Genomic DNA, 25,883 nt, shown 5'->3' on the forward strand with positions numbered 1-25,883 from the left:
TTTGGGTGATTGATGTGCAAAATTCACTTAAAAAACTAAATAATTTTTTCTTTTTTTAGATTTTATGAATAAATAATTTTCTAACTTTTTATATATAAAACTAAATTATTTTTTATAAATATTTAATTTCTCTCGACAGTTTATTCCAATTCTATCTTTAGTTCTGATATTTTAAAAACAATTTTATTAAAATTACAATAGTTTTAAGTTGACATTTTAAATTTTATAAATTAATATACATATAAATTACTTTCTTAACCACCTTAGAAGTTTCAAAAAAGTATAATCAATATAAATTTAACACTATAAAAATACACACAATATTTTATATTTAGGGGATTAAAACTATATGGGTGAAGAGAATAAAAAAGCACTTGAACAACAATTATGGAATATTGCAAATGAACTTAGAGGTAAGATGGATGCCGATGAGTTTAGAGATTATATTCTAGGTTTTATCTTTTACAAATATCTATCTGAAAAAATTGAAAACTTTACAAATGAACTTTTAAAAGAAGATGGTATTACATTTACAAGTCTTGATTCAAATAACTCTGAGCATGAAGAGATATTAAATAGCCTAAAAGATGATTGTGTTCAACAACTAGGATACTTTTTAAAACCAAATGAACTATTTTCAGCTATGGCAAAAAAAGGAAATAGTGATAACAATAACTTTATCCTTGATGATTTAACACAAGTATTAAGACATATAGAGTCCTCAACTATGGGAACAGAAAGTGAAGATGATTTTGAACACCTATTTGAAGATTTAGACTTAACTAGCACAAAGCTTGGTCGTACTGAAGAAGCAAAAAATAAACTAATAGCAAAAGTTCTATATCATCTTGATAATATCAACTTTGAACTAAAAAATCATGATAGAGATGTTTTAGGTGATGCATATGAGTATCTAATAGGGCAATTTGCAGCAGGAGCAGGTAAAAAAGCAGGGGAGTTTTATACTCCTCAAGAAGTATCAAAAATTTTAGCAAAACTTGTAACTGTTGGAAAAAGTAGATTAAAATCAGTATATGATGCAACTTGTGGTTCTGGTTCACTACTTCTTCGTGTAGCAAAAGAAGTTGAAGATGTGTCAAACTTCTATGGGCAAGAGTTAAATAGAACTACATATAACTTAGCTCGAATGAATATGATTATGCATGATGTTCACTATAGAAAATTTGATATTAAACAAGAAGATACTCTTGAGCATCCACAACATTTAGAGCATAGATTTGAAGCAATAGTTGCTAATCCTCCATTCTCTGCAAACTGGAGTGCAAATCCACTTCACTTAAATGATGATAGATTTAGTCAATATGGGAAACTAGCACCTTCTTCAAAAGCTGATTTTGCATTTATTCAACATATGATTTATCATCTTGATGATAATGGAACTATGGCTATTGTTTTACCTCATGGTGTGTTATTTAGAGGAGCATCTGAAGGTCATATTAGACAATATCTAATAGAAGATAGAAACTATTTAGATGCAGTTATAGGATTACCTTCAAATATCTTCTATGGTACTTCAATACCTACATGCATTTTAGTATTTAAAAAGTGTAGAGAGCATAGTGATAATATATTATTTATTGATGCATCTAATGATTATGAAAAAGCAAAAAATCAAAACTATCTAACAAATGAAAATATTGAAAAAATCATTGATACTTATGCAAATAGAAAAGAGATAGAAAAATACTCTCATCTTGCTTCTATGCAAGAAATAAAAGAGAATGACTACAACCTGAATATTCCAAGATATGTAGATACTTTTGAAGAGGAAGAAGTTATTGATTTAGACAAAGTATCAAGTGAATTAAAGGCTTTAGAAATAGAGATGAAAACAACTGATGAAACAATAGCTTCGTTTTGTAGAGAATTAAATATCTCTACGCCATTTTAGGAGATAGTTTTGGAATACTCTTATAAAAGACTAAATTTAGATAGCTATATAGAACTATTATATAAAGAGGGTTTTCAAAAATCTAAATATGAATATGACCAATTAAAAGAAATAATTGAAGAAATTGGAATTTTTAGATTTAAAGGATATGTAAAAGCATTTCGAAAAGATGTAAGTGAATATAGTATAGATGATGTTTTGGAGCTTTATAACTTGGATAGACAAATTTCTATAAATTTATTTAAATCAACTTCTCAAATTGAAATAAAATTAAAAACTTACCTAATAGAGATTGCTTATAGTCTTACAAATAATCCATTTTTCTATCTTTTAAAAGATTCATATGTTGATAATTTTAAATTAAGTGATGAATCTATTTATGATTGGGAAGTAAAAGAGCTAAAGAATAAAAAAAATGAAATATATCTTCATTATAGAGATTATTATTTAGGCAAATATGATTTTAACTCAAATAAAGAGAAATATTTAAAAGATAAAATATTAATTGACTTGAATAGTAATATGAATATAAATTATCCACCATTTCACTATTTTATTGAAAATGTTACACTTGGAAGTTTAATTAATATTATTTCAAAGCTAAATGTAAACGATAATAGTATTCTAAAACTTTTAGCAAATAGATTTGGTATGTATGATAAAGATGTATTTTTGAATTATTTATTAAGATTAAAAGAGCTAAGAAATAGATGTGCCCATAATGGAAGACTATTTAACAGAAATTATAGAGGTGTTAAAGCTTATGGATTACACAAAAATCTTAGAAAAAATATTTATGAGCATAAACTATTAGATGTATATTTTTCAATGCAAATTCTTTTAGAAAAGCATTCCAAAATAAAAGACACTAAAATTTTAGAAGAGCTATTTGTAAATGATATTTTAAATAACTGTGATAAAAAAAGGGAAGATTTTATTATGAATATAATAAAAATAAAGACAAGGTAAGTGTGCATGCAGGGACTTACCGTAAGTGCTGTAATTGTATACAACTATAGTTTAAAAAGAGTTTAAAATGAGCAAAAGTATTAATGTACCTAAATTAAGATTTAAAGAGTTTAGTGGAGAATGGGTAAATACAAAACTAGGAAATCTTGGGAATTTTCAAGGTGGAGGAACTCCAGCAACATCAGAAGATAAATATTGGATTGGTAATATACCTTGGATTTCTAGTTCAGATATCATTGAAGGAGATATTAAAAACATTAAAATACATAGATTTATTAATGATATTTCAATAAAAGAATCTGCTACTAAACTGATAGCAAAAAACAGTATTTTATTTGTTTCTAGAGTTGGTATTGGTAAGGTAGCAATTGCAAATACTGATTTATGTACTAGTCAAGACTTTACAAATCTAACATTAATAAAAGACGATAGCTATTTTATAGGATATTATTTTTTATCAAAAAACAGATTGTTAGAAAAATATAGTCAAGGTACATCAATTAAAGGTTTTACTATGAATGATTTAAAAACTTTAAAATTAAATCTTCCATCAAAACAAGAGCAAGAAAAGATAGCTTTATTTTTAGCATCTGTTGATACCAAAATAGAGCAACTTACAAAAAAAGAAAAACTTTTACAACAATATAAAAAAGGTGTAATGCAAAAAATCTTTAATCAAGAGATTAGATTTAAAGCTGATGATGGTAGTGAGTTTTGTGATTGGGAAGAGAAGAAATTGGGGGATATTTTTAGTGGTATAAAAGGTCAAGGACTATCAAAAGGTGACATTGTAGAAAATGGAGTTAATAAATGTATTCTCTATGGTGAACTTTATACTAGCTATCCTGAAATTATTAAAGAAGTTATTAGTAAAACAAACTCTATAAATGGTGTTAAATCTTTAAAAGGAGATTTACTTATACCTTGTTCTACTACTACTACAAGAATAGATTTAGCAGATGTCACGGTATTATATGAAGATAATGTTTTACTAGGCGGGGATATAACTATTTTACGATTTAAGAAAAATGGAAACTCTACTTTTTTTGGTTATTATCTAACTCATTATAAAAAATATGATTTAGCAAAATATGGTCAAGGGAGCACAATCGTTCATATGTATTATAGTCACTTTAAAACTATGATAATAAAGATTCCACCATCAATACAAGAACAAAATAAAATAGCAAATTTTTTATCTTCAGTAGATTCTAAAATCGAGCAAGTTAATAAACAATTACACTCTATAAAAGAGTTTAAAAAAGCACTTTTACAGCAGATGTTTGTGTAAAGGTGATAAATGGCAAAAACAGGTTCTGATTATGAAAGATTTGTATTAACAATACAGCAAGCTATACTTAATTCTGAAGAGTTTTCTAAACAAAAGAATATAAAAATTGAATTAAATAAAAAGATTGTAGATAATACTGGTACTGAAAGAGAATTTGATTTATATTGGGAATATGAATTAGCAGGAATCACATATAAAACTATAATCGAATGTAAAGATTATAATTCAAGAATATCTGTTGAAAAAATAGATGCTTTGATTGGTAAAATAAAAGATTTACCAGACATAAAACCAGTATTTGCAACTAAAACTGGGTACCAAAGTGGTGCAGAAACAAAAGCTAAGCATAATAAAATAGATTTACTTATTGTTAGAGAGCAAATTGAAGATGATTGGAAAGATAAAAATGGAAACCCTTTTATAAAAAAAATATTCATAAGATTAATAGCTTTACCAGCTCCAGAAATAATAAATTTTCAAACATTTGTTGATGAAGATTGGATTATAAAAAATACTAATATCGATACAACAAAGCCTATTACAATGCAAGGAATGAATAACGAAATATTTATTTATGATGAAAATAAAAATGAACAATATTCATTGCAAGAATTATCAAAGAAAACTTCAGAAGAAGATGAAGAAATAACAAAAGATACTTTTAGACATATTGAAATATTTGAAAATGCCTATATAGACTATAATAATGTAAAATTAAAATTAAAAAAGTTTTTATTTGATTATATTCGTCAAAATCCCATAGAAAGTAATATTGAAATAGATATTACAAAAGAGTTAATTGGCGTTATAGAATATATAAACCAAAATAAAAGAACTGCAGTTTTTAAAGATAGAATAATAAAAGATTGGTGATGAATAATAAATAATAATTTTAAAACAAGGAAACAAAATGAGTGAGATTGAAAGTCCAATAAAAGTTGATATATCTGAATCTACAAATGGTATATTAAATGCTTTATTTTTACCTGGTATAAAACAAGTAGGTATGGCTTTAGGTAATACTTTAGGATTGATTAATACGGCAACACTGCCATTTAGATTTGTAAATGTATATTCGCAAGAAAACTTTAAAAGATATACAGATAAAGTTAAATATATTCCAGAGGAAAAAATAAAAGAAGTTGAACCAGAAATTGCAATTCCTCTAATAGAAAAATTGTCTTATACTGGTAATAGTGATTTAGCAGAAGCTTATGCAAATTTATTAGCAAAAGCATCCAATAAAGATGATGTTGATTTGGTTCATCCTGGATTTATTAATAAACTTAATTCTATGTCTCCCGATGAAGTAAGAATTTTAGAGTATTTAAAAGATTTTAAAAGTATAAGTTATATTGTTTTTAGAGCAATAAATAAAAAAGATTCTAGAACACAAAATTTAAGTTATAGACTTATTGGATTGGAGAGTGTTTTAGGTTTAGCACCAAACAGAATACAACAGCATATTGAAAATTTGATTTCTTTAAGTATTTTAAGAGATAGAGATGATGCTTCATTGGCTGATGTTCAAAAATATGAAGAAATTATTGACTTATATAAAGATACTAAGATGAAATTTGAAATTAAAATTGCTAATGGAGAATATGGAGAAGATAGAGAGCTTGATATACAAAAATGTTTCTATGAAATTACAACAATAGGTAAAGTATTTATTAATGCTTGTACAACTTCATCGGTTATAAAAGTTTAATTACAGGAAAAACTATGAGTACGCAAAGCGAAGCACTATTAGAAGAAAATTTATTAAAACAACTCCAAAGTTTAGGGTATGAAAGAGTTGTTATTAAAAATGATAAAGAGTTAGAAGATAATCTAAAAATTCAACTTGAAAAGCATAATAAAACAACTATTAGTGATAATGAATTTAAAAGAGTTCTAAATCATCTAAATAAAGGAAATGTTTTTGAAAAAGCAAAAATATTAAGAGATAAATTTGTTTTACTTTGTGATGATGGAACAAGTAAATATATTGAATTTTTAGATTCTGAACATTGGTGTCAAAATCTATTTCAAGTAACTTCTCAAGTAAGTGTTGAAGGTATTTATAAAACTAGATATGATGTAACTATTTTAATTAATGGACTTCCTTTATGCCAAATAGAGTTAAAAAGAAGTGGCTTAGAGCTAAAAGAAGCATTTAATCAAACACTTAGATATAAAAGACACTCATATAGCTCTAATAATGCTTTATTTAACTATATCCAACTATTTGTAATATCAAATAATGTTAATACGAAATACTACTCTAATAATAAACTAGAATCTATGAATTTTAAACAAACTTTCTATTGGAGTGATAAAAACAATAAACGAATAGATAGTTTAAATGAATTTGCAACAAATTTCCTAGAAAAATGCCACTTATCTAAAATGATTTGTAAATATATCGTTTTAGCTCAAGCTACAAAATCCCTAATGGTTCTAAGACCTTATCAATTTTGGGCAGTTGAAGCTATTATTGAGCGAATTAGAGATACAAATAAAAATGGATATATTTGGCATACAACTGGAAGTGGAAAAACTCTAACATCTTTTAAAACAGCTCAAATTCTAATGAAACTTCCAAAAGTTGAAAAAGTAGTATTTGTTGTAGATAGAAAAGATTTAGATTATCAAACAACAAAAGAGTTTAATAGCTTTAGTGATGGAAGTGTTGATGGAACTGATAATACAAAAACTCTTGTAAAACAGTTTACTGATGATACAAAACTAATTGTTACAACTATTCAAAAGCTAAATACTGCAATTTCAAAAAAACAGTATTTAGAACAAATGAGTATAGTAAAAGATAAAAATATTGTATTTATCTTTGATGAGTGTCATAGAAGCCAATTTGGTGAAACTCATTTAGCTATTACAAAATTCTTTACAAATAATCAAATGATAGGATTTACAGGTACTCCAATATTTGTAGATAATGCAACAGGAAATGCTCTTGGAAAAAGAACCACAAAAGAGCTATTTGATGAGTGTTTACATAAATATGTAATTACTGATGCTATTAATGATGAGAATGTTTTAAAATTCTCTGTTGAGTATATAGGTAAATATAAACAAAAAGAAAATAGTGTAACAAATATTGATATTGCTGTTGAAGATATTGATAAAAAAGAGCTTCTTGAAAGTAGTGATAGAATTGAAAAAATTGTTGATTACATAATTGCTAATCATGATAGAAAAACTCACTCAAAAGAGTTTACAGCTATGATGTGTGTATCTTCAGTTGAAATGCTTATAAAATATTATGAACTATTTAAAAGCAAAAACCATAATTTAAAAATTGCAACAATCTTTTCATATAGTGCAAATGAAGATGATAAAGATGCAACAGGAATTGTTGATTTAGAAGAAGCTGAAGGTGCATTTGTTGATGAAGAGCATATAAATAAACACTCTAGAGAAAAACTAGATGAGTTTATTGAATATTATAATAAAATGTTTGGATGCAAATACTCCACAAAAGATTCTCAAAGTTTTTATAACTACTACAACGATATTTCAAAAAGAGTTAAACAAAAAGAGATAGATATTTTACTTGTTGTAAATATGTTTTTAACTGGATTTGATAGTAAAACTCTAAATACACTTTATGTTGATAAAAATTTAAAATATCATGGATTAATACAAGCATTTAGTAGAACAAATAGAATATTAAATGAACAAAAATCTCAAGGTAATATAGTTTGTTTTAGAAATTTAAAAACTGCTACTGATGATGCAATTGCACTTTTTTCAAACAAAGACGCAAAAGAGATAATTATAATGCAACCATATGAAAGTTATGTAGAAACTTTCAATGAAAAATATGATGCTTTAAAATTAATTGTTCCAACAGTTAGTAGTGTTAGTGACTTATATAGTGAAGAAGAGAAACTAGAGTTTATAAAAGCATTTAGAGAGCTATTAAGAGTAAAGAATATTTTAGGTGGATTTAGTGATTTTAAATGGGATGATTTAAAGATACTAGAGCAAGAGTTTGAAAATTATATGAGTAAATACCTTGATTTAAAACCAAGTGTTAATCCTAATAAAGAAAAGGTATCTATTTTAGAAGATGTGGACTTTGAGTTAGAGCTAATTCATAAAGATGAGATAAATGTTACATATATTTTAAAGCTTCTTGGTTTATTTAAAGATAATGACAATGAAGAACAAAAAGCTAAACAAAAAGAAGAGATTTCAAACTTACTAAATAATAACCCTCAACTTAGAAGTAAACGAGAATTAATAGAAAAATTCATCAATGAAAATCTAGTAAAAATTGATAACAGTGATAGCATTGAAGATGAATTTATAAAATTCTGGGATGAAGAAAAAGTAAAAGCATTTGAACAAATTGCAAATGAAGAAAATCTAAATAAAGATGAACTAAAAAAAGTAGTTGATACATATATTTATGAACAAAGAGAACCACTTCCAAATGATATTGCTAAAACATTAAATATTGCTCCAAAATATTTAGAGAGAAAAACTATAGTTACAAGGGTTTTAGAAAGAATAGTTGGGTTTGTTGATAAGTTTTATGAAAGTTAAATAGTATTAATTTACTAATAAATAAATACTAAAGTGATATTAATATAATAGTAAATTAATATCACTTTATATATAATTATTCATATAAATAATCTAAGGAATTTTGATGATAATTTCAGTTTGTAATGAAAAAGGTGGTAGTGGAAAAACTACAATTGCTTTAAATATTGCAGTAAAACTAGGGCTTTTAAAAGAAGATACTTTGCTTATTGATGCGGATCCTCAAAGAAGTATTGAAGTATTTACAAATATTAGAGCTAATGAAAATATTGATCTTATTTTTAATACTGTTTCTAAATTTGGAACAAGCCTTGGTAAAGAAGTTAAAAGTTTACAAAATAAATACTCTTCTATTGTAATTGATACAGGTGGAAGAGATAGTGAAGAGATGAGACAAGCATTAGCAATTAGTGATTTAGTAATTATTCCTACACTTCCTAGTGATTTAGATATTGCTGTTTTAAATAAAATGATAAATTTATTTAATCAAGCTAAAGCTTTTAACCCAAATGCTAAAGCATTAATTACTATTTCAAAAGCTAGCCCAAATCCTTTTTTAACTAAAAAGATAGAAGATTTAAAACAATATATTAAAGATAAAAATCTTGAAGATATTAAACTTTGTGAAAGTGTAATATTTGAGAGAGAAGCATATAAAAACTCTTTTTCAAATGGCTTAGGTATTTTAGAATTCCTTGATGAAAAGTCTAAAGCTTATCAAGATTTTAATAACTTCTTTGATGAATTAGTTGAATATGTAAATAGTTAATTAGTAATTATTTACTAATAAATTAATATTAATATATTTATAAAATAAAGGTTATAAAATGAAAGAATCAATATTTAAGAAAAATGAAAAAAAATCATTTGCATTTGTTGAAGACCAAAATACTCAAAATAATGTGAATGAATTAAATGAATTTGTAAACTCTGGAAGAGGGCAGACTAAAAAAGTTTTAAATCCAAAAGGTAGACCAAAACTTGAACTTGATGAACTAAAACAAGAACAAATAGTAATTTACCTTACTAAAGAACAAAAAGATGAAATTACTAAAAAAGCAAAACAATCATCTCTTAGTGTTTCAAAATATGTGATGCTTAAAGTATTTGGTATAAATTAACATTAGAGTAAATAAACTTATGAAATTAAAAGGTATAAATAATGATAATGCAAAATTTACAAAATGAATTAATTAGTTTTATAGTAATAGCTTTGGTTGTTATACTTTTTGCTTATTATGAATTTAAAATACGAAACAAATAAAAATATTCAGAATTTATTTTTATAATAAGAAAATTCATAAAAGCTAAAACTATTAATAATTACTTCAATTTTAACTTAATGAATTTTTTATAATTTTCAATAAATGTTATTTTCAAAATAATATAAAAGTGACATTTAAAATACATCGTAAAACACTTGTTTTCCGAGATTTAAGAATTTTATGTATTTATTTAATTTAATATTTTATACGAAAACTACAAAGAAGTTTTTCGACTAATGTCGGAAAATAGTATGGTTATTTTCGTATATAAACCAAATAATAAGAAATCTTTACAATTATTGGAAAAAAGTAAAAATTATTTTTATAGACTTAGAGTATTATTTATAATCTCTTCTATGTCAGCAATAGAAGAGATTACATTCTCACTCATTAAAAAACCAATTGCATGTGCATCTTGGTCTTTTGGGATTGTCATCATAGATATAGCTTTTTCTCCGTTTAAATAAAGGTTTAGACGTGCTTCTTCAATTGTCACGTCTTCAACCATATTGGCTTCATTTTCTATAAGTTTGTCAATAATTACGGTTTTTAAATATTTGCTATTATCCATAGTTTTCCTTAATATGCAAATTTTGCATATTTAAAATCTTTTTTTAAATAGAAAAAGCCCTAAAGCTTTTCCTATCTTTTTAATAAATCTTTATCCTCTTCTAATACATCTGGTCTTATTTGCTCTAAGTACTCAATTGGCAATTTCCCAGTTATCACACCTGGAATATAACCTTTTACTGAAACAAAGTATGAATATACTGTTTCAAATGTAAAGAAAGAAATAATTGCACTACCCATAAAATGGATAAATAGAATAAATCTTTTTATCTGTATTGTTTGTGCATGCGTTGCTGCATCTGGAAACATATACCATATTATAAAACCACTTAATACAAGTAAAAAACCAAATGCAACATACATATAGTAGTTGATTCTATTCATAGGTTCATATTTTCCTCTTAAAAAGAATTTATGCCATATTTTAGAACTAGGTCTTACAAAGTATTTATGATCTTTAAATGCAATAACTGTAACAATAAACCAAACTGGAATCCAAGCAACACCAACAACTTCATGTGTAGCTCTCATAAGTCGAGGAATATATCCTCCACCTGTCCAGTTTCCAAATGTTATTGAAAAACCAGTTATAAACAGATAAATCATAATTACAATATTTAACAAAATAACAACTCTTTGAAAAAGTGAATAAACTTGCACTTTCTCATTTTCTCTTGTAATTTTTGCTTGTTTTCTACCTTTTGCAACAATAAACATTATTGTAAACAGACAAAATTCAAATAAAAATACCCAAGGAAGAAGATGTTGTCTCTCTTCAAATGCTCTTATAACTTCAGGAGCAATTGCATCATATCTAGGTCCAAAAAGACCTACTTCCATCTGTTGATACTGTGTTAAACTATCAAAAGGTACAATTTGTCCAGTAAAATTACCTTTTAACATTTGCATTAAAAATTGGTAAACATAGTTTATATCAGCTATTGAGGCCAACCAAAAATACCAATATGTTAAAAGTATGAACAAAAAGCCTACAATTAAGTAAGCTTTATATTCACTTAGAAAACTTTTATTTTCCATATGCTTTATACTCCATGTCCATAAGAAGCTACTCTTTCTCTATATATATTTGATACAGATTCAGCATCTCCTACAAGTAATGCTTTTGTTGAACACATTGAAGCACATACAGGAACTTTACCTTCAGCAATTCTATTTTGTCCATATAGTTTTCTTTCTTTTTCACTGTTTGTCTCTTCTGGACCACCAGCACACATAGTACATTTATCCATAACACCTTTTGTACCAAAAGCACCATTTTTAGGAAATTGTGGAGCACCAAAAGGACAAGCATATAAACAGTAAGAGCATCCTATACATTTGTTTTTATCATGAAGCACAATTCCATCTTCTCTGATATAAAAACAATCTACTGGACAAACTTGCTCACAAGGTGCATCTGTACAATGCATACAAGCTACTGAAGTAGAAAACTCTTTTCCAATAATACCTTCATTTATAGTTACTACTTTTCTTCTACTTATCTCAACTGGTAATTTGTGAGCTTCAGCACAAGCAACAGAGCAACCATCACAATGAATACATCTATTTTCATCACAATAGAACTTCATTCTTGCAAAATCATATTTTTTACTCATGTTACTTCTCCTAAGCTTTTTCTATTCTACATAAACCAGTTTTTGTTTCTGGAATTTGAGTCATAATGTCATATCCATAACCAACTACAGTATTTGCAGCTTCACCTGTTGAATAAGGTTTTGTACCTTTTGGATACTTATGTCCTAAATCCTCACCTTGGAATTTACCCATAAAGTGAAATGGCATAAATACAGTTTTTTCATCAACACTATAAGAGTATTTAGCTTTTACATGAATTTTTGTACCTTCAACACCATGAACCCAAACCATATCACCATCTCTAATACCAAGATTTGATGCTAAATTTGGATTAATATCGACAAACATTTCACCATCTAATTTAGATAGATACATACTAGCTCTAGTTTCAGCTCCAGCACCACTATGAGTAACTAATCTTCCAGTTATCATAATTATTGGGAAATCTTTTGCCCAATCTTGTTTATTTTGTTTAGATGCATATTGAGTATCCACTCTAAAATGATCTTTTTTATCAGGATAAGTTGGATACTTTTCTACCATTTTAATATTTGGAGAATGAATTGGTTCTCTATGTAAAGGAATTTGATCAGGGAAATTCCAAGCTTTTGCTCTTGCTTTTCCATTACCATAAGGTGTTAATTCTGCTTCAATTGCCTTTTTAACTAAAATTCCACTTATATCAGTTGCAAAATTTTTACCTGCTACAAGTTTTTTTTCATCTTCTGTTAATTTTAATCCTAATGATTCTGCATTTTCTGCACTAATAGCTGGATGTCCCTTTTCTAAAGTAGAATTTTTAGTTGGAACATTTGCAATTAGACTTACTCCATCTCTCTCAAGTCCCCAATTTACTCTAAATCCCATACCACCTTTAGAAACAGGTTTAGATGTATCATAAAGTATTGGACTTCCACAATGTGTTTCATTCCAACATGGCCATGGTAAACCATAGTATTCACCTTTCACTGGTCCTACTCCTTGAAGAGTAAACTCATTGAACAAGTGCCAATTCTCTTGGTGTTTTTTTAATCTTTCAGGTAAATGTCCACCCATTCCAATAGATTTTACACCTCTTGCAATCTCTGTTGTAGCATCTTCTGGCCAATTAAAATTCCCTTTTCCATCACCTAGTGATTTTGTATATTCATTATAAAAACCTAATCTTTTTGCTAATTCAAACATTACAAAATGATCTGTTTTTGATTCATATAATGGTTCTACTATTTGAGATCTCCATTGCACATTTCTTCCTGTTGCTGTTACGGAACCTGAAGTTTCAAATTGAGTTGCAATTGGAAGAATAAAAATATTATCTGTTTTATCTGTTAAAATAGCTGCTTCGTTTACAAATGGATCTCCAAGAACTAGTAAATCAACATTATCAAGTCCTTTTTTTACTTGCTGAACTTGTGCTGTTGAAGTAATACCATTACCCATAACAATAAGTGCTTTTAAATTTGTTCCTGCATTATGAATTGCATCTTCGCCTTCTTGCCCTGCTATAACACCAGACCACCAACGAGCTAATGTAAATCCATTTTTATTCATCATCTCTTGATTTTTAAATCTTGATTTAACATAATCATAATCTACATTCCAAACATTAGAGAAATGTTTCCATGCTCCATCTGCTAAACCATAATATCCTGGAAGTGTTTCAGAAGAACAACCCATATCAGAAGCACCTTGAACATTATCATGTCCTCTTAAAATATTACATCCTCCACCTTCAACTCCCATATTTCCAAGAATCATTTGTAATATTGGACCTAATCTTGTATTTCCAGTTGCAATAGAATGTTGAGTTAATCCCATTGTCCAAACTAAACATGCAGGTTTAGATGTTGCAAATAATTTTGTAATTTGAACTAATTCTTCTGCTGGAACTCCTGTTACTTCTTCAACAACTTCAGGTGTCCATTTTTTAGCTTCTTCAAAAATATCTTCATATCCAAAAACTCTACTTTCTAGAAATTTTTTATCTTCCCATCCATTTTTCAATATTAGATGAATCATTCCATACATAAATGCAATATCTGTTCCAGATCTAAGTCTTGAAAATAAATCTGCTTTTGCAGCAGTTTTAGTATATCTCGGCTCTACAACAATAAGTTTTGAGTTACTTCTTTCTTTAGCTTTTAAGAAATGTTGAAATCCAACAGGATGAGCAACAGCTGGATTTGCACCCATTATCAATATAGCTTTAGCTTTTTGTATATCACCTAAATGATTTGTCATAGCTCCATAACCAAAAGTATTTGCAACTCCAGTTACTGTTGAACTATGACAAAGTCTAGCTTGATGATCGATATTATTTGTTCCATAAAATGCTGCAAATTTTCTAAAGTAATAAGCTTGCTCATTACTCATTTTAGCTGATCCTAAAAACATAGTCGCATCTGGACCATCTATTTCTCTAATAGTTTTAAGTTGATTTGCAATTTTATCTAAAGCTTCATCCCAAGAAACTCTTTTCCATTGACCATTAACTTTTTCCATTGGATGTTTTAAACGAACTTCTGATCGAACCATATCAATCATACTAGCTCCCTTACAACAAACCCCACCTAAAGATACAGGATGATCTTGAGCAACTTCTTGTCTTACCCATACACCATTATGAACCTCTGCCTTAACACCACAACCAACAGCACAAATTGTACAAATTGTTTTTACAATTTTTGAACCAGGAAATGGATTTTTAATCTCTTCTTGCGTTGCTGCTCTAGTTACACCAGAGTTAGCAAAAGCTGAAGTAGCGCCGAAAACACCAGCAAGTGCAGACATTTTTAAAAAACTTCTTCTACTTGCAACAGCGTTTAAAGCATCAATAGTATTTGCTGACATATATTATCCTTTATAACGCTTTTTTATAAAATTCTTCCCAAGCGATAGTTTTTTTGTATAGAATCTCTTTTTTATTAGATTTTCCAACAATAACACCATTGTTTGAATCATCTTGAACAGATGTTTCACCATTTCCAGCCAATAAAACAGTTCCTGTAGTAGCAACTGTAGCAGCTGTGATAATTGCTGCTTTTTTTGCAAAAGCTCTTCTGCTTTCTTGCACGACTGACCTCCTTATAGAAATTAAGCCACTTTGTAAAATTACAATGAGACTTAACTAAAAAAAAAGACTTTTTCTTAATTAAGTATCATTCATGTAGAGTTTTACTCTACATTGAACAACTTACTTCTTCTAAATCATCGTTAATATATCCACCCTTTAAACCATTTGCTTTCATTGCTTTATTTTTAGCTCTTCTTTCTTTTTCTTCTTCACTTATTAAAGAATTTCTATTATCACTAATTTTCTCTTTTTTATGTGGTTTTTTAACTTCTAAATATAATCTTTCAAAAGCTATAAAGGAACTAAATATCACAGCAATGTCTTTATAAATAACACTTTTTTCATTTTTATAAAGATCTTCAGTGAATTCATCTACAAAAGGATTTAAAATCTGTTCAAAAATACAATGAATAGTATTTTTATATTCTAAATCCCCTAAATTAACAGCTTCGATTAATTCAGATAAAACTGCTAAAATAAATCCTACGCTATCTTCATTTTCGAAATAGTTATTTTCATCTCTTCTTATTTTTGTTTTCGCCAAAAACTGAATCATCTCTAATCTTTTTGTTCCATTTTCTATACCTTCATCATAAAAGGAAGCTGTATTTCTTACAACATCTGAAGATAAGTTTGAAAATACTTCATCAAATTCATTTATCAAAATTTTATTTGAATCTTTATCAAGATTATTAATAATATTTATTATAGATTTTTGTGAATTTTCATCAAGTGGAGATTCTTTTATGATATTTAATATAGTTATTAACTCTTTATATTTATCCATATCTTTTGGATATACAAATACTCTAGAAAAAAAGTTATAGTATAAAGCCCTAGCTTTGTTTATCTCTAAATCATTTTTCATATAAATTCTCCATTTTTTTGTTGATTTAAAATATTTTGCATCATTATTTTTGGTTTACAATTAGCACAACAGTACAAACTTCTTACTTTTACAGGATCACTTGCAAAAATTGTTGCCATTTTAGAAGCAATTTTTTCTATTGCTTTTGTTGTTGCAAATTCAACTCCACACTCAACACATGCAAAAAGTTTATCTTGAGCTAAAACACTCTCTTTGAACCAAGTTGGTTTTAGTTCAATTACATCTTGTTTTATTGTCAAGCAATTTGTTTCAGGGCAAGATACTTCACAATATCCACATGCTGTACAAATACTTGGATTTATTCTTAGGGTATTATCACTAGCATCAGCAACTAAAGCTCCAACATTACAAGCACCTACACAAACTAGACATAAAGTACATGTATCTTGATTTACTTCAACTTTTGCATAATGAATATGTTCACCTGTTTCAACAACTCCCAAATCATCATTTCCAACAATTTTTTGAAGTCTATGAGAGAATACTTCTCTTTTTTTGAAGCCATCTTGATTAAAGTTAAAATAAGAGTTTTCCACAAAAGATATTTGTTTTAAAGCCAAAGATAATTCATCTTCATTCATAGCAATTAAAACAGCATCTTTTTGGTATTTTTTTTGATAAATATCATTTAATATTCTAATAGCATCTTTTGTACCTTTTGACAAAAAATCACTATAAAAAATAAGTTGCGAACCTGATATTTGAAGTAAAGTAAGCAAAGTTCCTTCATGTAAAAACTTTTCACCATCAATAGAAAATGGTAAAATATTCTCTTTAAGCTCTATATTTAAATTATCCAAAGACATTTTTGAAGGAATAATTAAAGGGTGTGTATCTTTATAAAACTTTGATATTTCATAAAGTGATTCTTTATTTGTAGGAGTATAATCTAATGCTCCACTTGGGCAAACACTAATACATCCACCACATCCATGACAATCTACTTGAGAGAAAGTTAGAGTTTTTGTTGTATCATCTTTTGTAATTGCAACAGTTGGGCAAACCTCTTCACACTTACTACAAATAACTTCTCGTCTTCCATCATATTGACAAATAGTTTTATCATAAGTTGTAAATTTTCTATATAAAAAAGAGTTTATATTATCTTTTAATATTTTAACTACTTCATTTATGCTACTTAAGTTTGGATCAAAAACTCCAATTCTCTCTTTTGGAGATGGTTTTGCATCAAACCAAACAATTTGAGAAACTCTTAAAGTTATATCTTTATGACTATCTTTTACTATTACTTCAAAATTTCCAATCTCTCCACTAATAGTTTTTAAAATTGTTTCATCTATTCTAAAAAGTTCAAAGTCATCTTTTGATAGTTTAGAAGTGAATAAATCATACTCTTCTTGTGTTTTTGTAATTAACAAAACCTCTTTTGAAACATCTACACTATGCGAAATATCCTGAGCAAAGTCAAATCTTGTAGCATTTATCTCATACAGCTTTAAAACATTTTGAATCTTTTTTGATAAGTCATCTTGTGAATTTTTAATATAAAAATCTATCTCAGAAGCAATAAATTCAGAGTTCACATCTTTTGAGTTCGATATTAAAAAACTTTTATCTTTAATATCATCTAAACTAGTAGCTACTTGGATTTTTTCACTTAAAGGGAAATCCAACCCGTTTTTATTGTAGTATATATACTCTTGCATAACCTATGCCCTTAAAATATATAATTATAGTTGTAAGATTTAGAGCTTTTTATAGCTATATTGCATATAAGTTTATTAAAATAAATTAATAAATAGTAATAATTCTTTGTATTTAGTGATTTAAAATGATTATTTGTAATCAAGAGAATCTCCAAAATTATATTTAAATTTTGGCCATCCAATAAATGTGAAAATTAATGGTGGTATCTCCAACTGAGACCTAAGAATTATACTTTAGCAGAAATTAATTAAATAGTAAATTAATTTTTACCAAATATAAGATAATCAGCTATTATATAAGTTGTAATATCTTAGTTTATTTGCTAACTAAAAAATTATTTTTAAACACTTGTTTTCCGACACTTTATTTGCATTTATAAAAATATTTTAAAAATTAGCAATTTTATATATGGTAAATATCATCGGATTGAGTCATAATATGGAAACTATATAATAAATGGTTTCCGTATATATGTAGGTTATAATAGAGTTGTAATAAATGATATAAATTAATTTTGATATAAAATATTGAATTATTATTGAAAATTATAATCTCTCATTATCCATTATAATTATATGAATGGCTTAATTGAGAGTTGAAATTTTTGATAGAATTTTAATAATTATCAAATGTTGATAATTTACTATTTAATACTATCGACAATATTTTTTAAATAAATTATTTATATAAAATTTACAAGATAACATAAAATTAGATTTTAACTCATTTTCAATGTTTAAATTCATACTACAATAGTTGTCTATAAAATGATCAATAAAATCTGTAGTGCAAATTATTTGAATAGATCTTGCCAATTTATAAGTATCTTTAATAATTTTTTTCTCCTCTTTTTTTAATTTAGAATAATCATTACATGTATTTACAACTTCAGAGACAATATTTAATTTTAAATCTAATTCATCATTATAAAAATTTAAAGTATGAAATTTATAATAAATATTTTCTGGATAAATAATATTTGTCAATTCATTATTAATAATTGTTTCAAAATCAATTTCTTTATATTTCATATTTGCTAAAAAATCTATATTTATTATCTTATTAAATAAATTGATATAGTTTTTTAAAGTTTTATTGTAGTCATTATGTCTATTTTTATAAAGATTTACAATATCTTCTTCTATTGAATTTACGATGTTATCCATTTTTTGCTCCTAAAAGTATTTTGAGTATAAATAGTTACTTAATATTTTTTTATTTAGTAACCATTTATAAAGACTATTAACTATTTTTAATTTATATTTAAATAATTTGAACTATTTAAACATTAATCTAAATTTTTATATATAATTTAGAAAATAAATTATTTTTGATAATTCCAAAATCATTTTTTTCATATCTTATTAAGAAATCCTGATTAGAAATTTTAAAGATGTTATTATTTATACGTACATTTAAGTTGAGATTTGATTTTATAAATCGGTAAATTGTATTTTCTGAGATATTTTTTTTTGCAAAATTAATATCTTTTATATCAGATTCTAATATTGTATATTTTTTATGAAATTTTTCTTTAATAATACAATATTGTTCACCCTCTAATCCAGTCATTATAAAATCATCTTTTGATACATTTTGTAATCCTTCTAAAGTCTGAATTAAACAATCATTTTTTGCGATTTCATAATTTAGAACTACAGGAATAGGCTTTACTAAGCCTGATTCACTGTTTGATATTAAATTAAAAAAATCTTCATCATTTTTTATTATAAGCATTTAACCCTCAAATTCAATATTTGAACTGCCACAAAATGGGCAAATAGTAAAAATTCCCCCTTTAAAATGTCTGTCACAATCCCAACAAATCCATAACATTTTTGACTCCTTTGAAAATTTTATTTGTAAGAATATTTAATGATAAATATTCACCATTTCGAACATAATTATTTAATTTTTTATTATTTACCTCCTTTTTAAGATTTAAATTTTTATTACTTATATATTTGGTGTACCAATTAATATTTTTGTTTTTTTTACACCATTGATTTCTCTTATATAATGAAGTTTATCACTACAAAGTTGTATTGATTTTTCTAAGATAACTTTTGCTTTTTTGTTAGTTATGATAAATTTTTTAGAAGTTGATATTTTCAAAATAAATCTTTCTAATCCTTCACTAATTTCCATCCATGTTTTTGAAAAATTTTTTTTGAATATATTAATTAATCTTTTTTTTGCAATATTTTTATAAGTCTCATTAATAGCACAAGCAACCATTTTTAAACCATGTTTTGCTTTGTATATCAAAACACCAATAATATTATTATCAAGATATATTACTTTCCAAATAGAAGTATTTTTTAATAAATCTTGTTTATCTTCAAAATTTAATCCACCTTCAATATTTTTATATGTAGATTCTAATAAAGTATAAACTTCATCTAATATTCTTTGTTTTGTATGTAATGCTTTAATAGTTACTGTTTTTGAATTTTTAGATTTCATTATAAACTCCTAAATAATTTATAATGAAATGATATAAGTTTTTTATAGTTATATTTTACTGATTTTTACTGATACGGAAATAAAATATTTCTATGTGTTAATTATTATTTTGAATTTTCTGAAGTTTTTCTAGTAAAGATTTAGCTTCAGCAGTTCTTCCATTATTAGAATATAAAAGATATAAATTATTTAAAATTAATGAATAATCTCCCAACCATCTATCTTTGTTCTTAAAATATCCTTCTTTTAGAATATCTAAAGCCTCTTCTTGTAATTTAATTGCTTCATCTATTCTATTAGTCTCATAATATGAATTAGCCAAATTATTTAAATTTGTTGAATAATATCCAAGCCATCTATCTTTGTTCTTAAAATATCCTTCTTTTAGAATATCTAAAGCCTCTTCTTGTAATTTTATTGCTTCATCTATTCTATTAGTCTTAGAATATGAAAGAGCCAAATTATTTAAACTTGTTGAATAATATTCCAACCATCTATCTTTGTCCTTAAAATATGCATCTTCTGTAATCTTTTTAGCTTCTTCTTGTAATTTTATTGTTTCATCTGTTCTATTAGTCTCATAATATGAATTAGCCAAATCAATTAAACAACTAGAATAATCTCCCAACCATCTATCTTTGTCCTTAAAATATGCTTCTTTTAGAATATCTAAAGCTTCTTCTTGTAATTTTATAGCTTCTTCTATTCTATTAGTATAAAAATAAAAATTAGCTAGACTATTTAAATTTTTTGAATAATCTCCAAACCATCTATCTTTATCTTTTAAATATGCTTCTTTTAGAATATCTAAAGCCTCTTCTTGTAATTTTATTGCTTCATCTATTCTATTAGTCTCATAATATGAATTAGCCAAATTATTTAAACTTCTTGAATAATATTCCAACCATCTATCTTTGTCCTTAAAATATGCTTCTTCTGTAATCTTTTTAGCTTCTTCTTGTAATTTAATTGCTTCATCTATTCTATTAGTCTTAGAATATGAATTAGCCAAATTAATTAAACATCTAAAATAATATTCCAACCATCTATCTTTATCATTAAAATATGCATCTTCTGTAATCTTTTTAGCTTCTTCTTGTAATTTTATTGCTTCTTCTATTCTATTAGTATAAAAATAAAAAATAGCTAGACCATTTAAATTTCTTGAATAATCTCCCAACCATCTATCTTTATCTTTTAAATATGCTTCTTTTATAATATCTAAAGCCTCTTCTTGTAATTTTATTGCTTCATCTATTCTATTAGTCTCATAATATGAATTAGCCAAATTATTTAAACTTAATGAATAATATTCCAACCATCTATCTTTATCTTTTAAATATGCTTCTTCTGTAATCTTTTTAGCTTCTTCTTGTAATTTTATTGCTTCATCTGTTCTATTAGTCTTAGAATATGAAACAGCCAAATCAATTAAACATCTAGAATAATCTCCAAACCATCTATCTTTATCATTACTATATAATTCTTTAATAAAGAAGTATAAATTTTGAGCATAAGAGATAGCTTTTTTACTATAGTTAACTTGTATGTATTTATATTCTAATTCAAACATAAAATTAATAATATTCTCACAAAGCTCAATATTTGTAGAGTTACTTAATAAAAAGTCTATTCTTTCTTTGCTCTCTATATCAAAGTTTTCAGTTTCATAGCACAGAGTATGTATATATATTACAAATAATACTTCTTGATAAAACTTATTATTAGGCTCTTTTATTAAGCTTTCAAGAATATTTAAAAGCTTTGAAGATGCCCCATGATTATAATACTTTTCAATTGAATTATTAAATTCTCTATGAAAAAAACTTATATTTCCACTTTCATTTTCTTTTATAAAAGGTGAAATATCATAAAAAAATCTGCTCCATATAGATAGTGGTATATAAATAATATTTTGATGATAAATATTATTTATACTTTTTATCAACTCTTCATCATTTGATAATATATGGTAAAGAGTAGATTCATTTAAATTAAATTGAGATGCAAATATATAAGAAAAGAATTTTTCTACTAAAAGTTTATTATGATGTCTTTTCTCTACAAGATTATCAATAAATTTATTAACTGCTTCATCTTTGTTATTTGGCAAACTAAAATCAGAAAAATCACTTTTCCAATTTTTAACTTCTTGAGATATTATCTTTAAATAAAAAGGAAATTGTACTTTTTGATATATAATATTTATATATTCTAATTGATCAGAATTAAGTTTACGATTTTCTTGTTCTAAATAATTTAAGATGATTTCTTTAGAAATATTTACATCCTGAATATTTTTAATCTCAATTATATTATTAAATCTATTTTTTATCTTCTCAAAATATATACTATCATCACTATAGTTTTTATCATTTAATACACTTATTACAATTTTTAAGTTTTTAGGTAATACACTACTTAACCAATAAAGTTGAGTTTGATCTTCTAGTTGATCTAAAGAATCAATAAAGATAGTAGTCTCTTCTTTTATGGAGTTTAATTTATCTAATATATTTAACTCAAACTCTTCAGTTTTAATTTCTTTGTTATCTAACCTTTTTAATTCAAGTGATTCTTCACTATTTATTTTAAACTCATTTATATCTATTTTTAGCTCATCTAGTATTGAAACTAATAAATCATAGCTATTTGAAGAGGCTTTAGAAATACCACAAAATCTATATACTATTTTATTTGTAGATATGTTTTGATACTCTTTTATGGCTTTTGCTATAATTGATGTTTTACCAATACCAGATTCACCATAAAGAAATAGTGGTGGTGCAATTTCCTTATTGTTTAAATACCCTAAAATATACCCTATCTCTTGTGTACGACCAACAATATCTTTTGAACTATTTTCTAAGAAGCTTTCTTGAAATGCAACTTCTTGTTCTAATTCATTTAAAGTATCATTTCTAATAATATTCCTTAACACAGCTTGTTCAAGAATATTTTTTATTTTTGTAATAAATTCTTCTATATATTGATCTGAAATTTGATCATTTTCATTAATATTTGTATCTATTTTTAGATAATTTTCTTCAAGAACTAAATTTCCTAATTTATTTTTTAATGATTCTAACTTATTACTTTTTTCAAAATACTTTGATGATTGATTTATTGAATTCTTAATTTCTCTATTAAAAACAAATATTGATTCTTTATTTGTTTTATTTTTTAAATATTGTAATAATTCATATTCTATTGCTGATGTAAAATATTTATCTTTTGTATTTTCATCAAGATTTGATTTAATAACTGCTTTTTGAAAAATATTCCTTAAATATCCTTCAATCTTAAACCAATTTGAATCATTTTGATATTCATCTTTACGTTTTCTTAATATATAGCTAGATGGAATTTCATTTTCATCTAATTCGTACCAATTTGCAACCAAGTATTTATCATCGCTCGATAATAATTCTACTATATTTTCAAATTCTTTTTGTTCTATTTTATTTTGCAAAGGTATCCAACCATAACGATTTCCAATCAACATCAAAAAATCTGGATGTGGTTCTGAAATACATTTGTCAACTTCTTTTAAGCATATATCTAATGTTTTTTGATCAACTTGTGCTTCAGAAGAAACTCCCCATCTTAGATCAATTGGAAAAAACTGATAGCCATTTTGATAGCATATTTCTGATATATATGGAAAAACTTGGTTTTGTAAAGCATCTCTTTCTATTGAAAAATCATCAAATGTTGATGATATAAATAATCTTAGTATTTTTTTATTATCCAAATATAGCCTCTAACAAATGAATATATGAAATATTAATATAACAAATAAGCACTGTATTTGTTATAAAATATCTAATCAGTAAAAATCAGTAAAAGATATACCTATTTAAATCATATAATTTCAATAACCAAAAAGGTTAAAACAAAATTAAGGATAGAAAATGGCATATGCATTATATATAAATGATATTAATGAAAAAGCTAGATTACATGATGAAGATTGTAATAGGGTACATCAGCATGGTAAAAAAGGTGGAGATAAAGGCGAATATAGATACTTTGAAGATTATGATGATGCTTGGAATTATATGAATAGGCATTTAGACGATTATGATTGCAATGATTGTCGATATTGTAATCCTAGTTAATGTAATAATCAAAATCCAATGTTTAATCATATAAAATAATATTTATGATTGAACATGGAAGAAAATATACTTTAACTTCAATTTAAAATTAAAAGATTATTTATAATGAAATGTTATATAATTATGGCATTTATAATTTACTGATATTTACTGATTTAAAATTAAAAATAATTTAAATTTAAAGCTTTATTTTAAACCATAAGTAAATTTTATGACATTTTTTAGTAGATTTATAAAATGAATTATAAATATAAAGCTTTTATTAGTTACTCAAGAAATGACAAGAATACTGTAGATTGGTTTCATAAAAATCTAGAAATTTTTTCTTTACCAAGAAATATTCAAATTGAATATCCTCATCTTGAATTAAAACTAGGTAAATTTTTTAAAGATACTGAAGAACTCTCCTGTCATTATGATTTATCTGAAGCCTTAAAAGATGCACTTGATAAATCTGAGTATCTTATTGTATTTTGTTCAAAATCCTCTGCTGTTTCTCAATATGTAAACCAAGAAATTGAATACTTTATATCTAAGCATTCATATAAAAATATTATTCCTATTATAATAAATGGAGAACCTAATGCATCATTAAATCCAAAGTTAGATATTTTGGAAGAATCATTTCCAAAGGTATTTAGGGAAAATAGTTACAACTATTCAAATCCACTTGCTATTGATATTAGAGTTGAAAAAGATTCAAAAAAAAGAGCTTTAATAAAGATAATTTCAAAGTTACTTAATGTTGATTTTGATTTTTTATGGCAGAGAGAATTGAAAAGATTAAAGATTAAAAAAACGATATATTATTCAGTAATATTTATATTAATAATCTTCATTAATGTATTAATACATTTATTTTTAAATTCAAAAAAATTAATTGTAGAAAATAATAATTTAACTAATTCCATTCAAAATATTGATTCTAAAATACAAAACTCTATAGAGTCTGAACGAAATTTCCAGCAAGAAAGAGTAAAACAGTTACAATTGCAACACCAAGAAAGAGTAAAAGAAGCAATAAAACAAAGAGAGGAAGTTGAAAAATCCATTGAAGAATATAAAAAAACAATTAATAATATAAATATAGAAGATTATGAGAAAAATGTTTTTAAAGATAGCTGTATTAGAAATATTATTATGAGATTTGGAATTCTAAAAGAAGAAAGGCTTAATAATTTTTGTTTATGTATATATGAAAGTGGTGCTGGAAAAATATGGGAAGATGAACATAAAATTACAAATTGTAAAAATTCTCTTGTAAATGATTTTAAAACAATAAAAGATCAATTAAGTGTTAGAGATTTTTTTATTGGGCAATCTATTACTTTTATTAAATTAATTAATAAAAATCTTTCTGAAGTGGAATGACCCCGAAAATATAGACACAAATTAATTCAGTTAATTAAAATAACAATTTAGAGAAAATTGTAAATAATTGAAGGAATTAAAAATGGCAAGAAGAGAATATAGTGAAGAGTTTAGAAGAGATGCTGTAAAACAAGTTAT

General features: G+C 25.5%; 21 protein-coding genes. 10 read left to right on the forward strand and 11 right to left on the reverse strand.

Annotated elements, in window-relative coordinates:
* Window positions 1–349 precede the first annotated feature (349 nt).
* The 8 genes from CJ670_RS07290 to CJ670_RS07325 all read left to right on the forward strand — a co-directional run bounded on the left by CJ670_RS07290 (window position 350) and on the right by CJ670_RS07325 (window position 9,847).
* Window positions 350–1,912 (forward strand): type I restriction-modification system subunit M, encoded by a 1,563-nt coding sequence (locus CJ670_RS07290; RefSeq protein ID WP_105939471.1) that lies wholly within the window; start codon window positions 350–352, stop codon window positions 1,910–1,912.
* Window positions 1,913–1,921: 9 nt separating this feature from the next.
* Window positions 1,922–2,881, forward strand: a complete 960-nt coding sequence (locus CJ670_RS07295; protein WP_165785196.1) for an Abi family protein — start codon at window positions 1,922–1,924, stop codon at window positions 2,879–2,881.
* A gap of 67 nt (window positions 2,882–2,948) precedes the next feature.
* The gene (locus CJ670_RS07300; RefSeq protein WP_105939473.1) at window positions 2,949–4,172 is read left to right on the forward strand and encodes a restriction endonuclease subunit S; all 1,224 of its coding nucleotides are present in this window, start codon (window positions 2,949–2,951) and stop codon (window positions 4,170–4,172) included.
* 9 nt (window positions 4,173–4,181) lie between these two features.
* Window positions 4,182–5,045, forward strand: coding sequence for a restriction endonuclease (locus CJ670_RS07305; protein ID WP_105939474.1), 864 nt, complete (start codon window positions 4,182–4,184; stop codon window positions 5,043–5,045).
* Window positions 5,046–5,082: 37 nt separating this feature from the next.
* Window positions 5,083–5,883 (forward strand): DUF4393 domain-containing protein, encoded by an 801-nt coding sequence (locus CJ670_RS07310; RefSeq protein ID WP_105939475.1) that lies wholly within the window; start codon window positions 5,083–5,085, stop codon window positions 5,881–5,883.
* A 14-nt stretch (window positions 5,884–5,897) separates the two neighbouring features.
* Window positions 5,898–8,726 carry a type I restriction endonuclease subunit R gene (locus CJ670_RS07315; protein WP_105939476.1) on the forward strand — a complete coding sequence of 943 codons (2,829 nt, stop codon included), beginning with the start codon at window positions 5,898–5,900 and terminating at the stop codon, window positions 8,724–8,726.
* Window positions 8,727–8,832: 106 nt separating this feature from the next.
* A complete protein-coding gene (locus CJ670_RS07320) occupies window positions 8,833–9,495 on the forward strand; it encodes an AAA family ATPase (protein WP_105939477.1) in 663 nt (220 codons plus the stop codon).
* Window positions 9,496–9,553: 58 nt separating this feature from the next.
* Window positions 9,554–9,847, forward strand: a complete 294-nt coding sequence (locus CJ670_RS07325) for a plasmid mobilization protein (RefSeq protein ID WP_105939478.1) — start codon at window positions 9,554–9,556, stop codon at window positions 9,845–9,847.
* 466 nt (window positions 9,848–10,313) lie between these two features.
* Here CJ670_RS07325 and CJ670_RS07330 read toward each other — a convergent pair whose 3' ends face one another.
* The 11 genes from CJ670_RS07330 to CJ670_RS07380 all read right to left on the reverse strand — a co-directional run bounded on the left by CJ670_RS07330 (window position 10,314) and on the right by CJ670_RS07380 (window position 24,007).
* Window positions 10,314–10,562 carry a formate dehydrogenase accessory sulfurtransferase FdhD gene (locus CJ670_RS07330; protein ID WP_105915808.1) on the reverse strand — a complete coding sequence of 83 codons (249 nt, stop codon included), beginning with the start codon at window positions 10,560–10,562 and terminating at the stop codon, window positions 10,314–10,316.
* A gap of 71 nt (window positions 10,563–10,633) precedes the next feature.
* Window positions 10,634–11,599 (reverse strand): cytochrome b/b6 domain-containing protein, encoded by a 966-nt coding sequence (locus tag CJ670_RS07335; protein ID WP_228154224.1) that lies wholly within the window; start codon window positions 11,597–11,599, stop codon window positions 10,634–10,636.
* Between the two features lie 5 nt (window positions 11,600–11,604).
* On the reverse strand, window positions 11,605–12,177 hold the full coding sequence (fdh3B, locus tag CJ670_RS07340; RefSeq protein ID WP_105916270.1) for a formate dehydrogenase FDH3 subunit beta: 573 nt from the start codon (window positions 12,175–12,177) through the stop codon (window positions 11,605–11,607).
* Window positions 12,178–12,187: 10 nt separating this feature from the next.
* The gene (locus CJ670_RS07345) at window positions 12,188–15,007 is read right to left on the reverse strand and encodes a formate dehydrogenase subunit alpha (protein ID WP_105939479.1); all 2,820 of its coding nucleotides are present in this window, start codon (window positions 15,005–15,007) and stop codon (window positions 12,188–12,190) included.
* Between the two features lie 10 nt (window positions 15,008–15,017).
* On the reverse strand, window positions 15,018–15,230 hold the full coding sequence (locus CJ670_RS07350) for a Tat pathway signal protein (RefSeq protein WP_105916268.1): 213 nt from the start codon (window positions 15,228–15,230) through the stop codon (window positions 15,018–15,020).
* A 106-nt stretch (window positions 15,231–15,336) separates the two neighbouring features.
* Window positions 15,337–16,098 carry a TorD/DmsD family molecular chaperone gene (locus tag CJ670_RS07355; protein WP_105916267.1) on the reverse strand — a complete coding sequence of 254 codons (762 nt, stop codon included), beginning with the start codon at window positions 16,096–16,098 and terminating at the stop codon, window positions 15,337–15,339.
* Entirely contained in the window at window positions 16,095–17,786 is a 1,692-nt protein-coding gene (locus tag CJ670_RS07360; protein ID WP_105939480.1) for a 4Fe-4S dicluster domain-containing protein, read from the reverse strand. The genes CJ670_RS07355 and CJ670_RS07360 overlap by 4 nt, the downstream gene beginning before the upstream one ends.
* Before the next feature lie 654 nt (window positions 17,787–18,440).
* Window positions 18,441–18,953 (reverse strand): hypothetical protein, encoded by a 513-nt coding sequence (locus CJ670_RS07365; protein ID WP_105939481.1) that lies wholly within the window; start codon window positions 18,951–18,953, stop codon window positions 18,441–18,443.
* Window positions 18,954–19,080: 127 nt separating this feature from the next.
* A complete protein-coding gene (locus CJ670_RS07370; RefSeq protein WP_105912602.1) occupies window positions 19,081–19,524 on the reverse strand; it encodes a PGDYG domain-containing protein in 444 nt (147 codons plus the stop codon).
* 219 nt (window positions 19,525–19,743) lie between these two features.
* Window positions 19,744–20,253 carry a hypothetical protein gene (locus CJ670_RS07375; RefSeq protein ID WP_105939482.1) on the reverse strand — a complete coding sequence of 170 codons (510 nt, stop codon included), beginning with the start codon at window positions 20,251–20,253 and terminating at the stop codon, window positions 19,744–19,746.
* A 97-nt stretch (window positions 20,254–20,350) separates the two neighbouring features.
* On the reverse strand, window positions 20,351–24,007 hold the full coding sequence (locus CJ670_RS07380) for a tetratricopeptide repeat protein (protein WP_105939483.1): 3,657 nt from the start codon (window positions 24,005–24,007) through the stop codon (window positions 20,351–20,353).
* Window positions 24,008–24,167: 160 nt separating this feature from the next.
* On the opposite strand from CJ670_RS07380, the gene CJ670_RS07385 reads away from it, so the two are divergent.
* Window positions 24,168–24,374 (forward strand): hypothetical protein, encoded by a 207-nt coding sequence (locus CJ670_RS07385; protein ID WP_105912355.1) that lies wholly within the window; start codon window positions 24,168–24,170, stop codon window positions 24,372–24,374.
* 237 nt (window positions 24,375–24,611) lie between these two features.
* Window positions 24,612–25,745, forward strand: a complete 1,134-nt coding sequence (locus tag CJ670_RS07390; RefSeq protein ID WP_105939484.1) for a toll/interleukin-1 receptor domain-containing protein — start codon at window positions 24,612–24,614, stop codon at window positions 25,743–25,745.
* The last annotated feature ends 138 nt before the right edge of the window (window positions 25,746–25,883 follow it).

Source organism: Arcobacter cryaerophilus gv. crypticus (assembly GCF_002993025.1).
Lineage (GTDB): Bacteria > Campylobacterota > Campylobacteria > Campylobacterales > Arcobacteraceae > Aliarcobacter > Aliarcobacter cryaerophilus_B.

Bases quoted from the DNA above. Each gene is read 5' to 3' on its own strand.
- CJ670_RS07325 (WP_105939478.1), top strand. From the start codon at position 9,554: ATGAAAGAATCAATATTTAAGAAAAATGAAAAAAAATCATTTGCATTT.
- CJ670_RS07375 (WP_105939482.1), bottom strand. From the start codon at position 20,253: ATGAAATCTAAAAATTCAAAAACAGTAACTATTAAAGCATTACATACA.
- CJ670_RS07290 (WP_105939471.1), top strand. From the start codon at position 350: ATGGGTGAAGAGAATAAAAAAGCACTTGAACAACAATTATGGAATATT.
- CJ670_RS07385 (WP_105912355.1), top strand. From the start codon at position 24,168: ATGGCATATGCATTATATATAAATGATATTAATGAAAAAGCTAGATTA.
- CJ670_RS07335 (WP_228154224.1), bottom strand. From the start codon at position 11,599: ATGGAAAATAAAAGTTTTCTAAGTGAATATAAAGCTTACTTAATTGTA.
- CJ670_RS07370 (WP_105912602.1), bottom strand. From the start codon at position 19,524: ATGCTTATAATAAAAAATGATGAAGATTTTTTTAATTTAATATCAAAC.
- CJ670_RS07305 (WP_105939474.1), top strand. From the start codon at position 4,182: ATGGCAAAAACAGGTTCTGATTATGAAAGATTTGTATTAACAATACAG.
- CJ670_RS07330 (WP_105915808.1), bottom strand. From the start codon at position 10,562: ATGGATAATAGCAAATATTTAAAAACCGTAATTATTGACAAACTTATA.
- CJ670_RS07310 (WP_105939475.1), top strand. From the start codon at position 5,083: ATGAGTGAGATTGAAAGTCCAATAAAAGTTGATATATCTGAATCTACA.
- CJ670_RS07365 (WP_105939481.1), bottom strand. From the start codon at position 18,953: ATGGATAACATCGTAAATTCAATAGAAGAAGATATTGTAAATCTTTAT.
- CJ670_RS07390 (WP_105939484.1), top strand. From the start codon at position 24,612: ATGAATTATAAATATAAAGCTTTTATTAGTTACTCAAGAAATGACAAG.
- CJ670_RS07320 (WP_105939477.1), top strand. From the start codon at position 8,833: ATGATAATTTCAGTTTGTAATGAAAAAGGTGGTAGTGGAAAAACTACA.
- fdh3B (WP_105916270.1), bottom strand. From the start codon at position 12,177: ATGAGTAAAAAATATGATTTTGCAAGAATGAAGTTCTATTGTGATGAA.
- CJ670_RS07360 (WP_105939480.1), bottom strand. From the start codon at position 17,786: ATGCAAGAGTATATATACTACAATAAAAACGGGTTGGATTTCCCTTTA.
- CJ670_RS07315 (WP_105939476.1), top strand. From the start codon at position 5,898: ATGAGTACGCAAAGCGAAGCACTATTAGAAGAAAATTTATTAAAACAA.
- CJ670_RS07355 (WP_105916267.1), bottom strand. From the start codon at position 16,098: ATGAAAAATGATTTAGAGATAAACAAAGCTAGGGCTTTATACTATAAC.
- CJ670_RS07300 (WP_105939473.1), top strand. From the start codon at position 2,949: ATGAGCAAAAGTATTAATGTACCTAAATTAAGATTTAAAGAGTTTAGT.
- CJ670_RS07345 (WP_105939479.1), bottom strand. From the start codon at position 15,007: ATGTCAGCAAATACTATTGATGCTTTAAACGCTGTTGCAAGTAGAAGA.